Origin of the sequence: Streptomyces sp. NPDC048361, from assembly GCF_040651795.1 — a bacterium.
GTDB lineage: Bacteria > Actinomycetota > Actinomycetes > Streptomycetales > Streptomycetaceae > Streptomyces.
In genome coordinates this window covers 21,833-35,837 of the sequence record NZ_JBEZKW010000022.1, presented here as the reverse complement: position 1 = coordinate 35,837, position 14,005 = coordinate 21,833, and the positions used below count along the sequence as shown (strand labels likewise).

Here is a 14,005-nt window from a genome sequence, read left to right as displayed (position 1 = left end):
CGGACGCGGCGGCCGCCCCTCGGACGGGGGGGACCCGGCCTGGTCGGCGATGTGACGGAGGGTGTCGCCGGTGAGCGCCTGCTTGACCTGTCCGCGCCGGGCTTGCGGTGGACCGGGCGTGCGGTGAACCGGGCATGCGGAAGGCTGGGCGTGCGGTAGAACCGACGAATGATCCTGCATGTGGTTCCCCTGGACGAGTGGTCGGCCGCCCCCGGCCGGCCCTACGCGCCGCGCTCGTTGGCCGCCGAGGGTTTTGTGCACTGCTCGGCGGACGGGCTGTCGGCGCTGGCCGTCGCCGATGCCCACTACCGGGAGGTGCCGGGCCCGCTCCTGGTGCTGTGCGTCGAGGAGTCGGCGCTCACCGCCGAGGTCCGCTGGGAGGGCCCGGGAGAGGTGCTGTTCCCGCATGTGTACGGGCCCGTCGAGCGGGCGGCCGTCACGGCCGTCCTCGAAGTGCGCCGGGACGCCGCGGGGCGGGCGGTGGAACTCACCCCCTGGCTGTGACGCGCAAGGGACGCGGGGGGACGCGGGGGCACGCGGAAGGACGCGGGGGCACGCCTGCGCTCAGCGGTCCGGGCCGCGCCGCGCGGACTCCGGGACGCGCAAACGGGGACACCGGCCCCGTCGGTGCTTCGTCCCGGGGGCCGTGGGCGCCAGGATGCTCCTGCCGCGCGTCCTTCCGATGCCGGCGTGACGACCTTGTTCCGATCTGAGGAGCACACAATGGATGCAGTCAACAGCCGCCGGACGGTACTCGTGGCCGCGGGCGCCGCGGCCCTCGCGGGATGCTCCAACTCCGGAGACAGCGGCGGGAGTTCGACCCCCGCCCCGAACACGCCGAACACCCCGGGTACACCGAGCGGCGCATCCTCCGCCACGCCGGGCCAGTCGAGCCCGCCCGCGCGGTCCGGTCAGGTTCTCGGCCAGACCTCGGACATCCCGGTCGGCGGGGGCAAGGTGTTCGCCGAGCAGAAGGTCGTCGTCACCCAGCCGCAGGCCGGCACCTTCAAGGGGTTCTCGGCGATCTGCACCCACCAGGGCTGCACGGTCTCCAGCGTGTCCGACGGCACCATCAACTGCCCCTGCCACGGAAGCAAGTACCGGATCGCGGACGCCTCGGTTGCCCGCGGCCCCGCTCCACGCCCGCTGCCCGCCCGGCAGATCACCGTCGATAAGGATTCGATCCTGCTCCCCTGACCGGCGACGATGGGTGTCATGACGCCCGAGGAACTCGTCGCCGGCCACACCGTCTACTCCTGTGTCATGGGCTCGCGCGCCTTCGGGCTCGCGACCGAGGACAGCGACACCGACGTCCGCGGGATCTATCTCGCGCCGACCCCGCTCTTCTGGCGCTTCGAGAAGCCGCCGACCCATGTGGAGGGCCCGGCCGACGAGCAGTTCAGCTGGGAGCTGGAGCGGTTCTGCGAACTGGCCCTGCGCGCCAACCCGAACGTACTGGAGTGTCTGCACTCCCCACTGGTCGAGCACATCGACGCCACCGGGCGGGAACTCCTGGCGCTGCGCGGGGCGTTCCTCTCCCGGCAGGCACACGAGACCTTCGCACGCTACGCGCTGGGCCAGCGCAGGAAGCTCGACGCCGACATGCGGCAGCACGGTGTGCCGCGGTGGAAGCACGCCATGCATCTGCTGCGGCTGCTCATGAGCTGCCGCGACCTGCTGCGCACCGGCGTGCTCACGATCGACGTAGGCGCCGAGCGCGAGCGGCTCCTCGCGGTCAAGCGCGGTGAGGTGTCCTGGCCCGAGGTGGAGTCCAGGATGGCCCGCCTGGCGGCCGAGTCCGACGCGGCGGCCGCCCGCAGCCCCCTGCCCGCCGGGCCCGACCGGGCCCGGGTCGCGGAGTTCCTGTTCCGGGTACGCCGCGAGTCGGCCCTGACGCGGGCGGTGTAGGCCGCCGATCACCGCGCGGGTGTACGGGCCGGTGGCTCAGGCGTCCCAGAGCGCCCCCAGGGTCAGGAGTTCGCTGCGGTACTCGATGCGCTCGGCCCACTCCTCGGGCCAGGCCCGGGCCCCCAGGTGGGCGCCCGCGAAAGCGCCGGCCAGGCAGGCGATCGAGTCCGAGTCGCCCTGGGTGCACGCGGCCCTGCGCAGGGCGGTGAGCGGCTCGTCGGGGAAGAGCAGGAAGCAGAGCAGGGCCGTGGCGAGGGCCTCCTCCGCCACCCAGCCGTCACCGGTGTCCAGGCACGGGTCGGTTTCGGGCGAGGGGGCGCGGAGCGCCTTGAGCACGCGGTCGAGTGCGTCGAGGCAGTCGTCCCAGCCGCGGGCGATGAAGTGCGCCGGGCTCGGGTCCTGGGCGTGCGTCCACAGGTCGCCGAGCCAGCGCTCGTGGTACCGGGTGCGGTTCTCGTACGCGTACGACCGGAGCAGGCCGACCAGGGCCGCCGGGTCGGCGCCCTGGGCGAGCAGGTACACGGCGCGTGCGGTGAGGTCGGATGCGGCGAGCGCGGTCGGGTGGCCGTGGGTGAGCGCGGACTGCAACTGGGCGGCACCCGCCCGCTGCTCCTCGCTCAGGCCCGGCACGAGCCCGATGGGCGCGACCCGCATGTTGGCGCCGCACCCCTTGGAGCCGATCTCGCTCGCCCGCTGCCAGGGCAGCTTGCTGTCGAGCCGGGCGCACGCCACCAGGCAGGTGCGGCCGGGCGCGCGGTTGTTCTCGGGCGAGTGGTACCAGTGGACGAACTCGGCGCGGACCGGCCCTTCGAGGCGGCTCGGGTCGAGCAGGCCGCGGGCCATGGCGGTGCGGATGCCCCGGCCGAGCGCGAGCGTCATCTGGGTGTCGTCGGTGACGATCGCGGGGTCGGGCAGCGTCATCGCGCGCCATGGGCCGCACTTGGCGAGGATCGCGGGTACGTCGTTGAACTCGGTGGGGAAGCCGAGGGCGTCCCCCAGGGCGAGGCCGATCAGGGCTCCGGTGGCGGTTCGTTGCGCGGCACGGTTCATGTCTGTCGTCCTTCCGGGCGCAGCAGGGGCGGGTGCAGCGCGGTCGCGGGGCCCGCCCGGTGGAGCGCGGCCGGTTTGCCCCGGCCGCCGGTCAGCCGCGACGCGCCTGCCACCTGCTCGACGAAGCCGGGCGTGGCGAGGACCTTGCGGCGGAAGTTGGGGCGGTCGAGGACGGTGCCCCACACCGTCTCGTACACCTGCTGGAGCTCGCCGAGGGTGAACTCGGGCGGGCAGAACGACGTGGCGAGGCAGGTGTATTCGAGCTTGGCGCCGATGCGTTCGTGGGCGTCGGCGAGGATGTCGGCGTGGTCGAAAGCGAGCCGGCCCTCGCGGCCGAAGGCGACCCATTCGGCGTGCGCCGCGTCGCCCCCGCCGCGCGGTTCGGGCAGGTCGGGCACGAGCGCGGTGTACGCCACCGACACGACCCGCATCCGGGGGTCGCGGTCGGGCTCGCTGTAGGTGCGCAACTGTTCCAGGTGGAGCGTCGCGACGACGTCCTCGGCGAGCCCGGTCTCCTCGGCCAGTTCGCGCCGGGCCGCGAGTTCGGCGGACTCGCGCGGCAGCACGAACCCGCCGGGCAGTGCCCACGCCCCCGCGTACGGGTCCTGGCCGCGCCGGATGAGCAGGGCGTGCAGGGCGCCGTCGCGCACGGTGAAGACGGCGAGGTCCACGGTGACGGCGAACGGCTCGAAGGCGTGCGGGTCGTATCCCTCGGGCACGTTGGCCGCGGGCACGGTGGCCTCGGGCACGGTGAGCTGGGGCGCCGCGGCATCCGGCACCGCGACCTCCGGCGACGCGCCTTCCCCAGCAGGGCTCTTGGGCCTCCCGCCACCAGGGCCGTGCACCTCCCCCCGCGCGGGCCGGGCGCGGTCTGCCTCCGGGCCGCGGGCCCCGGCCGTGCTCACCGTCGCTCCGGGAGCGGGTCGGCGAGAGCCCAGCCGCGGTCGAGGAGGGCGTCCACGGCGGCGACCGCGGTGGCCAGGCGCTCCTCGTGCGGGCCGTGCAGTTCGATGAACTCCCGCCCGGTGCGGGTGAGTTCGGACCGGAAGCGCTCGGTCATCCAGGGCCGCAGCTCCTCCCCGTCGCGCAGCCCGTCGTCCTCGAAGGGCACGCCGGCGTGGTCGGTGAGCAGCCACAGGTGGTGGGGTGCGGCCCGCTCGGCGACCGCGTCGACGCGCGGGTTGCGCCCGCCCATGTAGCGCTCATGCCAGACGGTGGTGGCGAAGGAGTCGGTGTCGCAGAACAGCACGGGCGAGCCGAGCCCGGCCGCCGCGTTCTCGCGCTCGTTCTGCCGCTCGGCGATCACCGGGAACTCGTCCGAGCCGAACTCGGCGTCCTCCCACTGGGCTTCGGGGAAGCGGGCGCGCAGCGCGGCCAGCTTGCCCTCGCTGTACTCGCGCCCGTACTCCTCGACCCACCGGGTGCCGGCCCAGACCCCGCCGCGCGCCCGGTAGTGCTCGGCGAGGGCGCGGGCCATGGTGGTGGTGCCGGTGGACTCGGCGCCGAGCACGACCACGCGCCGGGCGAGCCAGGCCCGTACGGGCTGTTCGAGGAAGTCCCAGCTGCCCGCGGGGTCCTTGCGCACGGCGGTGCCGGAGACCGGGAAGGCGGTGCGGTCGAGGTCGACGAGGACGTGCTCGGCGCCGAAACGCCGGGCCAGTTCATCGCCGTACGGCTCCGAGGTGAAGACGGCGTCGACGCGCTCGGGGACGGCGCCGTGGAAGACGGCCATGTGCGCGTCCCATATCGCCGGGTCGTTCAGGTCCATCTCGGTGTCGTCGACGGCGCCCACGATCCGCGCGTCCGGGTGCACCTGCCGCATCCACCGCACCCGCTCGGCCAGCGGGATCGTCTCGACGGAGGCCGCGCACACCAGCACGGTGAGCCGTTCGCAGTGTTCGGCGGCGGTACGCACCAGGTGGTGGTGGCCGGCGTGCGGCGGGTAGAACTTGCCGAGGACGAGGCCGTGTTCGTGGCTCTTCACGCCGTCGCCTCCACGAGCCGCGCCGGATGTGCGCCGAGCTCACGCCGCCAGCCCCGCAGGCCGATCAGGCACAGGGCGAGGAATCCGACGTACAGGAGCGAGGTCAGATAGAGCCCCTTGGAGGCGTAGAGCGGGATGTAGACCACGTCGGCCGCGATCCACAGCCACCAGGACTCGACGAGCTTCTTGCACTGTCCGTACGTCGCCGCCAGGGAGAGCGCGGTGGTGAGCGCGTCCCAGAACGGGACGGTCGAGTCGGTGGCCGCGCCGAGCAGGAAGGTCAGTGCGACGGTCCCCACCGCCCCCGCCGCGAGCAGCCACAGCCACTCGGTGCGGGTCGTCCGCCGCACCGGCAGCGTGCCGGGACCTGGTCCACCCCCGTGGGCCCAGGTCCACCAGCCGTACACGGCGAGGGCGATGAAGACGACTTGGAGTCCGGCGTCCGCGTACAGGCCCGCCTGGAGGAACAGCACGATGAAGAACACGTTGTTGGCAAGCCCCACCGGCCAGTTGGCGATGTGCTGCCGGGCCACCAGCCACACGCAGAGCGCGCCACTGGCGAAGCCGAGGATTTCCGTCCAGCTGAGGCTCACGCCGGTCTCCTTAATGGTCACCCTGACTATAAAGGCCCCCGGGGCCGGCGCACAAGCCCGTTCGAACGGGCGCACGGGGATTCGGGGGGCGCATACGACGACAGAGCCCGGCTCCCCGTACAGGACGGGAAGCCGGGCTCTGTGTTAGGCAGGTGGTGAGGACTAGAGGTCGACCTCGCGCATCAGCATGCCGACCTCGGTGTTGGTGAGGCGGCGCAGCCAGCCGGACTTCTGGTCGCCGAGGCCGATCGGGCCGAAGGCGACGCGTACAAGCTTCTCGACGGGGAAGCCGGCCTCGGCCATCATGCGGCGCACGATGTGCTTGCGGCCCTCGTGCAGCTCGATCTCGACGAGGTAGTTCTTGCCGGTCTGCTGCACGACCCGGAAGGCGTCGGCGCGTGCGTAGCCGTCTTCCAGCTGGATGCCCTCCTTGAGCCGCTTGCCGATCTCGCGCGGCAGCGGGCCCGTGATGGCGGCCAGGTAGGTCTTCTTCACGCCGTACTTGGGGTGGGTCAGACGGTGGGCCAGCTCGCCGTGGTTGGTGAGCAGGATGATGCCCTCGGTCTCGGTGTCGAGCCGGCCGACGTGGAAGAGCCGGGTCTCGCGATTGGTGACGTAGTCACCGAGGCACTGGCGGCCGTCGGGGTCCTCCATGGTGGAGACGACACCGGCCGGCTTGTTCAGGGCGAAGAACAGGTGCGACTGGGTGGCGACGGTCAGGCCGTCCACCTTGATCTCGTCCTTGTCGGGGTCAACGCGCTTGCCCTGTTCGAGCACGATCTCGCCGTTGACCTCGACGCGGGACTGCTCGATGAGCTCCTCGCAGGCGCGGCGCGAGCCCATGCCGGCCCGGGCGAGCACCTTCTGCAACCGCTCGCCCTCCTGCTCGGCGCCGGGGAAGGTCTTGGGGGTCTTCACGTCGGGCTTGTCCGCGTACCGGTCGCGGTTGCGCTGCTCGATCTTGGCGTCGAGCTCGCGCGGGCGGGCCGCGCCGAGCCGCTGGCCGTGCGGGCCGCGACGGACGGGGGTGCCGCCCTGCGGCGCCTTCGGGCCACCCTTGGCGCCGCCGCGCGCGGAGGCGCCGCGACCGCTGCGGGGTGCGCCTCCCCTGTCGTCGAAGCCCACGTCGTACGTGCGCTCCTCGGGGCGCAGGGGACGCGGCTTGCCGCTGCCGCTCTGGCGCGGACCGCCGCTCTTGCCCTGGCCGTCCCGGCCGCCGCCGACGCCCCAGCCGCCGCCACCGCTCTTGCCCTGGCCGTCGCGGCCACCGCCGCCGGCGGGCCGGCCGCCGCGCTGGTCGTCGCGCCCGCCGCCACCGGCGCCCCGGCTGCCGCCCCGGCCGCCGGCACCACCACTGCTGCCGCGGCCGCCGCTGTTGCCACCACGGCTCCCGCCGTTGTTTCCGCTGCTGTCCCTGCCGCTGCTGCTTCGCATCACATTTCCGTCTTGTCGTCTGCGTGGGTTTCCGGCGCGTCAGGCGCGTCCGGGTCGAACGACGGAACACCCTCCAGCGTCTCGGCCTCGATCGCCTCCGCCTCGGGGAGGAAGGGCGCCAGCTCCGGGAGCTCGTCCAGGCCGCGCAGGCCCATCCGCTCCAGAAAGTAGTTCGTCGTCCTGTACAGGATCGCACCTGTTTCGGGTTCCGTGCCCGCCTCGTCGACCAGACCCCGCTGGAGCAGGGTCCGCATGACCCCGTCACAGTTGACTCCGCGCACCGCGGAGACCCGCGAGCGGCTCACCGGCTGCCGGTAGGCGACGACCGCCAGCGTCTCCAGGGCCGCCTGGGTGAGCCGGGCGTGCTGGCCGTCCAGGACGAAGCCCTCGACGGCGTCGGCGTACGCCGCCCGGCTGTAGAACCGCCAGCCGCCCGCCACGAGCCTCAGCTCGAAGCCGCGGCCCTGGACGGTGTACTCGTCGGCCAGCTCCCGCAGGGCGTCCGCCACGGCATGTCTGGGGCGTTCCAGGATCTTGGCGAGGTGTTCCTCGGTGGCCGGCTCGTCGACGACCATGAGGACGGCTTCCAGGGCCGGCTTGAGCGCCAGTTCCGCAGTCACTCCCCTCGCTCACGCCTGCTCCTCCGTCACCACGTGGTCGAATTCGTCGGTCACCTTGGGCGTCCCGTCGCCCTCGCCGCCGCTCCAGCGCACCATCAGCTCCCCGAGCGCCTCGTCCTGGTCGAGGACGACGGCCTTCTCGCGGTACAGCTCCAGGAGCGCCAAGAACCGGGCGACGACGGTGAGGGTGTCCGGGGCGTCCTCGGCGAGCACCCGGAAGCTCACCTCCCCGGCTTCCCGCAGCCGGGCCACCACGATCTCCGCCTGCTCGCGCACCGAGACGAGCGGGGCGTGGATGTGGTCGACGTACACCTGAGGTTTGGCCCTGGGCTGCATGGCCTTGACGGCCAGCTTGGCGAACCCCTCGGCGCCGACGCTGATGACGACGTCCGGCAGCAGCTCCGCGAGGTGCGCCTCCAGGCCGACGGTACGCGGATATCTGCGCCCCTCGGTGTCGAGCCGCTCGCTGAAGATGTCCGCGATGCGTTTGTACGCCCGGTACTGGAGCAGCCGCGCGAACAGCAGGTCCCGGGCCTCCAGGAGCGCGAGGTCGGCCTCGTCCTCCACCTCGGCGGCGGGCAGCAGCCGGGCGGCCTTGAGGTCGAGCAGGGTGGCGGCGACGACGAGGAACTCGGTGGTCTGGTCCAGGTCCCAGTCGGCGCCCATGGCCCGGATGTGCGCCATGAACTCGTCGGTGACCTTGGAGAGCGCGATCTCCGTGACGTCCATCTTGTGCTTGGAGATCAGCTGGAGCAGGAGATCGAAGGGCCCCTCGAAGTTGGCCAGCCGAATGGTGAACCGGCCGTCGGATGGCCCGGTCCCGCTCGGGGGTTCCTCGGGGCCGGCCTCGGCCTCTTCCGCGCCGGCTGAAGGAAGATCGGTCTCTCCGGCGCTGGACGGGCAGGGGTCCGGGGATGGCGCCCCCGGACCCGGCCCCAGCGCACGCCGTGCCGCTCGCGCAACGGGAACGTCGGGCTCGTCAGCAGGCGGCAAGGGTGGTCCAGGGGAGAAAAGGGCGGGCGGGCGGCGCGAAAGGGCTCCGCCGCAGGCTAACGGCTACCGCCCCCGAAGACGCCGTACGAGAATGCTCGCGTCGCCCCGCGACTCCAGGTCGGCGAGGACGACGGCGACCGCTTCGCGCACGATCCGCCCGCGGTCGACCGCGAGGCCGTGCTCCCCGCGCAGGACCAGGCGCGCGTGCTCCAGGTCCATCAGCTCCTCCGCGGAGACGTACACGGTGATCTTCTCGTCGTGCCGCTCGCGTCCGCTGGGCCGCCGGTTGGCCGCCCGCTGGCGGCGCCGTTGCTGCGCGGTGCCCGAGCCGCCCTGTGCGGGCGTACGACGGGCCTTGGCGGCCTCCGCCTCGGCGGCGCCACGGCTGCGCGGCTCGCCGGCCCCGGAGTCCTCCCCCGCGGCGGTGTGCTCCGCCTCGGCGGCCTCGGCGACGGGGTCGCTCTCGCCCGCCGGGGACGGCACCCGGGCCTCACCGTTGGTCCCCCGCCTCGGGGCGGACGGCGAGAGCGCCATCCCCCCGGTCGTACGGAACAGCTCGTCGGCCCCGGGCAGACTCACTCGGCGTGACACCGGGCGAGCACCTCCCTGGCGAGCTGACGGTAGGCGGCCGCGCCGACGGAGTTGGAGGCGTACGTCGTGATCGGCTCACCGGCGACCGTGGTCTCCGGGAAGCGCACGGTCCGGCCGATGACCGTGTGGTAGACGTGGTCGTCGAAGGCCTCGACCACACGGGCCAGGACCTCACGGCTGTGCACCGTGCGCGAGTCGTACATCGTGGCGAGGATGCCGTCCAACTCCAGGTCGGGGTTGAGACGTTCCTGCACCTTCTCGATGGTCTCGGTGAGCAGCGCGACACCGCGCAGCGCGAAGAACTCGCACTCCAGCGGCACGATCACCTTGTGCGCCGCCGTCAGGGCGTTGACGGTCAGCAGGCCGAGCGAGGGCTGACAGTCGATCACGATGTAGTCGTAGTCCTGCATCAGCGGCTTGAGCGCCCGCTGGAGCGTGGACTCGCGCGCGACCTCGCTCACCAGCTGCACCTCGGCGGCGGACAGGTCGATGTTGCTCGGAAGGAGGTCCATGTTGGGGACCGCGGTCTTGAGCAGCACCTCGTCGGCCGACATGCCCCGCTCCATGAGCAGGTTGTAGACGGTGAGGTCGAGTTCCATCGGGTTGACGCCGAGACCGACCGACAGGGCTCCCTGCGGGTCGAAGTCGACGAGCAGCACGCGCCGTCCGTACTCCGCGAGCGCGGCACCCAGGTTGATGGTCGACGTCGTCTTGCCCACGCCGCCCTTCTGGTTGCACATCGCGATGATCTTCGCGGGACCGTGGTCGGTCAGCGGACCCGGGATCGGGAAGTACGGCAGCGGCCGTCCGGTCGGACCGATCCGCTCGCGACGCTGGCGTGCGGCGTCGGGCGCGAGGGTGGCCGCGTACTCGGGGTCGGGCTCGTACTCGGCGTCGGGGTCGTAGAAGTGCGCCTGCGGCACTTCCTCAAAGTCGGCGAGAGCGGCGGTGTCCCGGCCGCTCTCGTTGCCGGCCGTGGCGTTCACGTGTAGGCCGTCCATCATCCGTGGGGCTGTCGTCATGTGCTGGGTGGGGACCATCCCCGCGTGCGCGGGGACCAGAGTGGTTTCGGAGGTCCGGACCGCGACGGAGCCGACAGCCTCGGGCCCCGAAGGGCGCTGGCCCCGTACGGACATCCCCGCAGGGATTCCTGACTGACCACCTCCGGGAGTAAATGTCGACTCATTCACAAGTCGTCTTACCTCCTTGGATGTGACCAGGAAACTTTATCGATAGGTCAGCGTGGCACCATGCCGACGGTTGGCGACTCTATGGCGTGTCACCGGTCCGCAGCAACACAATCCGCCGGACCGGGCCCGATGTGTCGGCAACCGAACACCACTCTGTCAAGGGCGTGCGGGCACTCAAGCGCACGTTTCACCACTGCTCGAAACGGTTAAAGGGTTACGTTCGAGGCGAGTTGAGCGGGCCCGTCACGGGCGGTCGGTAGTGTCGCGATACACATCCGGCCGGACCTTGGTCGACAAGGTCCGGCCGGATGTACGGGGTTGACGGTCCGCGTTGACGAACCGGCTTGTGACTAGCCGATGAGCGAGTGCAGCTCGACCTGGTCCAGGCCGTGGGCCTCGGCGACCGGGCCGTAAACGACCTGGCCGTCATGGGTGTTGAGGCCGAGCGCGAGCGCGGCGTCGCGGCGCAGCGCCTCGACCCAGCCGTTGTTCGCCAGCGACACGATGTAGGGCAGCGTGGCGTTGGTGAGGGCGTAGGTGGAGGTGTTCGGAACCGCGCCCGGCATGTTGGCGACGCAGTAGAAGACCGAGTTGTGGACCATGAAGGTCGGCTCGGCGTGGGTGGTCGGACGCGAGTCCTCGAAGCAGCCGCCCTGGTCGATCGCGATGTCGACAAGGACACTTCCGGGCTTCATCTTGGCGACGAGCTCGTTGGTGACCAGCTTCGGGGCCTTGGCGCCGGGGATGAGCACCGCGCCGACGACGAGGTCGGCCTCGACGACGGCCTTCTCCAGCTCGTAGGCGTTGGAGACGATCGTCTGCACCTTCGTGCCGAAGATCTTGTCGGCCTCGCGGAGCTTGTTGATGTCCTTGTCGAGCAGGGTCACGTGGAAGCCCATGCCGACGGCGATCTGCGTGGCGTTCCAGCCGGAGACGCCGCCGCCGATGACGACGGCCTTGCCGGCGTGGGTGCCGGGGACGCCGCCGGGGAGCACGCCGCGGCCGCCGGCCGAGCGCATCAGGTGGTAGGCGCCGACCTGCGGGGCGAGCCGGCCCGCGACCTCGGACATCGGGGCGAGCAGCGGCAGCTGGCGGCCGGCCGTCTCGACGGTCTCGTACGCGATCGCGGTGGTGCCGGACTCCAGGAGGGCGTCCGTGCACGCGCGGGAGGCGGCGAGGTGCAGGTAGGTGAAGAGCGTCTGGTCCTTGCGGAGGCGGTGGTACTCCTCCGCGATGGGCTCCTTGACCTTGAGCAGCAGGTCCGCGGTGGCCCAGACCTCGTCGGCGGTGGGGAGGATCTCCGCACCGGCGCCGACGTACTCGGCGTCCGTGATCGAGGAGCCGACGCCGGCGTTCTGCTCGACGAAGACCTGGTGGCCGTTGCGCACCAGCTCGTGCACACCGGCGGGGGTGATGGCCACCCGGAACTCGTTGTTCTTGACCTCGCGGGGGATACCGACCTTCACGTCGATCACGGTCCTTGGCTCAGGGAAAAGGGGGGCAATGCCATACATACCCGGACGCACGACGGCACACCGGGAGGCACCGCAGTAAGTTGCGGCAGAGCCAGTCTAATGAAGGTTTTCTCGCTGTCTACCCTTACAAAGCTCTAATCTTTGGCTGGAGCGCTACGGATTTCGCAGGTCCCTTGGGGCTGCTGCCTCATCTTCCAGAAGTCGATCGGCCGTCGCGCGGTGCAATCGTGCCGCCGTGGGGTCGCCGAGCCGGTCGAGGGTGTCGGCGAGCCGGAGCTGGAGCGCGGCCTGCAAGCGCAGATCACCGGCCTTGCGTGCCTGCTCCACCGCCTCCCGGCAGGTGCGCAGCGATTCCTCGGGGCGCCCGGCGTACTCCTGGACCCGGGCCGCCTCGCTCAACGCCCTTGCCTGGCTGGGGAGATCGCCGAGCCGTCGGTATCCGGCCACCGCCGCGCGCCAGCCGCGCAACGCCTCGCCGTAGCGGCCCGCGTAGGTGTGCACGGTGGCGAGCCGTCCGTACAGCCTCGCTTCGTCGGCGCGCTCGCCGCGGGCGAGCCGCTGCGACAGGGCGCGCCCGTACCAGTCGGAGGCCCGCGGCCAGTCCCCCAGCTCCTGGTGGGCGCCGCCTACGGATTCCATCGCGCGGCCCGTGGCGTACGGGTCGTTCGCCGCGCGGCCGGCGTCCAGGGCGAGCCGGTAGCGGGCCAGCGCGTCGAGAGTGCGGCCGGTCTGCGCGTCCAGGTCGCCCAGGTTGAGCAGGGCCGCCGCCTTCTCGCGGTGCAGATCGCGCCGCTCGGCGACGTCCAGGACGAGCTGGTGCAGGCCGTACAGGTCGGGGGCGGCCGCATCGGCGCCCCGGTGGGCGGCGAGCGCCCGCACCAGGGCGGCGACCAGGCGCCGCGCGAGGGTGTCGAGCTCGCCGTCCTCCACCGCCAGGCGCGCGGCGGCGAGCAGCGCGGGCCTGCGGCTGTCCAGCCATGCCGCGGCGTGGGCGGCGCTCGGGAAGCGCAGGGCGCGCGGCAGGCCGGCCAGCCGCTTGCGCGCGGGTGAGCCCTCGGGCTCGGTGACCGCGCGGCAGGACTGGAGCAGCCGCACGGTCCGCTCCAGCATCCGGGCGCGGGCCAGCTGCACCTCGCCGGGCCGGTCGACGCTGTCGCACAGGGCGCGCAGCAGCGGCGCGAGCGCGCCGGGCACCCGGTACTGCTCGGGCACGTCGGGGTCCCTGCGCAGCAGCCCGTACGCCACGAAGTCGTTCAGGGCGGCCTGGGCGCCGGAGACCGAGCAGCCGGCCAGCGCGGAGGCGGTGTGGGCGTCGGCGATTCCGGCGGGGGCGAGGGCGAGCAGTCGCAGTATCCGCGCGGCCGGCTGCGAGAGGGAGTCGTACACGAGCCGGAAGGCGCGGGCCAACGGCTGTGCGGCGCTGGGCAGTTCGGCCACGTCGTCGGAGAGGGCGCGCAGCTGCTTGGCCACGTCGGAGACGGCGGCCTTGGGGCGGGCGGCGAGCCAGCCGCCGACCAGGACGAGGGCGGCGGGCTGTCCCGCGCACACTTCGACGAGGGTCTCGGCGGCGCGCGGGTCGACCGTCACGCGCACGGAGCCGGTGAAGCTCTCCAGGAGCTCGACGCCCGATTTGGTGTCGAGGCCGCCGAGGGTGCAGGGGCGGACGTCCGGGATACCGGTGAGCGGTCCCGCGGCGGTCGCCACGATCAGACAGCGGGAGGTGTCGGGCAGGAGCGGGCCGACCTGTTCGGCGTCGGCCGCGTCGTCGAGGAGCACGATCGCCCGGCGGTCCGCGAGCGCCCCCCGGACCCGTTCGGTCAGCTCGTCCTGGCCGGCTCCGGGCGGCGCCGGCACCTCCAGCGCGTCCAGGAGGTCGCGGGCGACCCGGTCGGCCGGGATCCGGGCTCCGCCGGGTTCGCTGAGCGCGGCGCGCAGCACCCCGTCGGGGTACTCGCCTGCGACCCTGCGGGCCAGTTCGGCGGCGAGCGCGGTGCGGCCGGAGCCGGGCCGGCCCGCGATGAGCAGGACCCTGGCCCGGGGCGACTTCCTGCCCGAGAGGGTGTCGAGCCCGGCCCGTTCGATGTCGGCCCTGAGTTCCTTCAACTCCCGGTGCCTGCCCAGGAATTCCCCCGTGCACTGCCCGGCGGCAGCGCCACCCACGTCCACC

At 72.5% G+C, this 14,005-nt stretch carries 14 protein-coding genes; 3 read left to right on the top strand and 11 right to left on the bottom strand.

Annotated elements, in window-relative coordinates; translation table 11 throughout:
- Positions 1-168 precede the first annotated feature (168 nt).
- The 3 genes from AB0D31_RS15305 to AB0D31_RS15295 all read left to right on the top strand — a co-directional run bounded on the left by AB0D31_RS15305 (position 169) and on the right by AB0D31_RS15295 (position 1,908).
- Positions 169-504, top strand: coding sequence for a DUF952 domain-containing protein (locus AB0D31_RS15305; protein WP_362722242.1), 336 nt, complete (start codon positions 169-171; stop codon positions 502-504).
- Positions 505-723: 219 nt separating this feature from the next.
- The gene (locus AB0D31_RS15300) at positions 724-1,197 is read left to right on the top strand and encodes a Rieske (2Fe-2S) protein (RefSeq protein WP_362722239.1); all 474 of its coding nucleotides are present in this window, start codon (positions 724-726) and stop codon (positions 1,195-1,197) included.
- 18 nt (positions 1,198-1,215) lie between these two features.
- Entirely contained in the window at positions 1,216-1,908 is a 693-nt protein-coding gene (locus AB0D31_RS15295) for a nucleotidyltransferase domain-containing protein (RefSeq protein ID WP_362722236.1), read from the top strand.
- Between the two features lie 36 nt (positions 1,909-1,944).
- Here AB0D31_RS15295 and AB0D31_RS15290 read toward each other — a convergent pair whose 3' ends face one another.
- From AB0D31_RS15290 to AB0D31_RS15240, 11 genes are all read right to left on the bottom strand, one after another.
- Positions 1,945-2,958: an ADP-ribosylglycohydrolase family protein gene (locus tag AB0D31_RS15290; protein ID WP_362722234.1), complete on the bottom strand. Its 1,014-nt coding sequence runs from the start codon at positions 2,956-2,958 to the stop codon at positions 1,945-1,947.
- Positions 2,955-3,692 (bottom strand): NUDIX domain-containing protein, encoded by a 738-nt coding sequence (locus AB0D31_RS15285; RefSeq protein ID WP_362722413.1) that lies wholly within the window; start codon positions 3,690-3,692, stop codon positions 2,955-2,957. Before AB0D31_RS15285 ends, AB0D31_RS15290 begins: the two co-directional genes overlap by 4 nt.
- 167 nt (positions 3,693-3,859) lie before the next feature.
- Positions 3,860-4,942 carry an AAA family ATPase gene (locus AB0D31_RS15280; RefSeq protein ID WP_362722232.1) on the bottom strand — a complete coding sequence of 361 codons (1,083 nt, stop codon included), beginning with the start codon at positions 4,940-4,942 and terminating at the stop codon, positions 3,860-3,862.
- Positions 4,939-5,565, bottom strand: coding sequence for a nicotinamide riboside transporter PnuC (pnuC, locus tag AB0D31_RS15275; protein WP_362722411.1), 627 nt, complete (start codon positions 5,563-5,565; stop codon positions 4,939-4,941). Before pnuC ends, AB0D31_RS15280 begins: the two co-directional genes overlap by 4 nt.
- Positions 5,566-5,697: 132 nt before the next feature.
- On the bottom strand, positions 5,698-6,969 hold the full coding sequence (locus AB0D31_RS15270) for a pseudouridine synthase (RefSeq protein ID WP_362722229.1): 1,272 nt from the start codon (positions 6,967-6,969) through the stop codon (positions 5,698-5,700).
- Positions 6,969-7,589: an SMC-Scp complex subunit ScpB gene (scpB, locus tag AB0D31_RS15265; RefSeq protein ID WP_362722226.1), complete on the bottom strand. Its 621-nt coding sequence runs from the start codon at positions 7,587-7,589 to the stop codon at positions 6,969-6,971. Before scpB ends, AB0D31_RS15270 begins: the two co-directional genes overlap by 1 nt.
- Before the next feature lie 9 nt (positions 7,590-7,598).
- The gene (locus AB0D31_RS15260) at positions 7,599-8,582 is read right to left on the bottom strand and encodes a segregation/condensation protein A (protein WP_362722223.1); all 984 of its coding nucleotides are present in this window, start codon (positions 8,580-8,582) and stop codon (positions 7,599-7,601) included.
- Positions 8,583-8,645: 63 nt separating this feature from the next.
- Entirely contained in the window at positions 8,646-9,173 is a 528-nt protein-coding gene (locus tag AB0D31_RS15255) for a hypothetical protein (RefSeq protein WP_362722220.1), read from the bottom strand.
- Positions 9,158-10,309, bottom strand: a complete 1,152-nt coding sequence (locus AB0D31_RS15250; RefSeq protein WP_362722217.1) for a ParA family protein — start codon at positions 10,307-10,309, stop codon at positions 9,158-9,160. The genes AB0D31_RS15255 and AB0D31_RS15250 overlap by 16 nt, the downstream gene beginning before the upstream one ends.
- A 404-nt stretch (positions 10,310-10,713) precedes the next feature.
- Complete coding sequence (gene ald, locus AB0D31_RS15245) at positions 10,714-11,829, bottom strand: alanine dehydrogenase (protein ID WP_362722409.1); 1,116 nt, start codon at positions 11,827-11,829, stop codon at positions 10,714-10,716.
- Between the two features lie 162 nt (positions 11,830-11,991).
- Positions 11,992-14,004 carry a tetratricopeptide repeat protein gene (locus AB0D31_RS15240; RefSeq protein ID WP_362722406.1) on the bottom strand — a complete coding sequence of 671 codons (2,013 nt, stop codon included), beginning with the start codon at positions 14,002-14,004 and terminating at the stop codon, positions 11,992-11,994.
- Position 14,005: the final 1 nt, after the last annotated feature.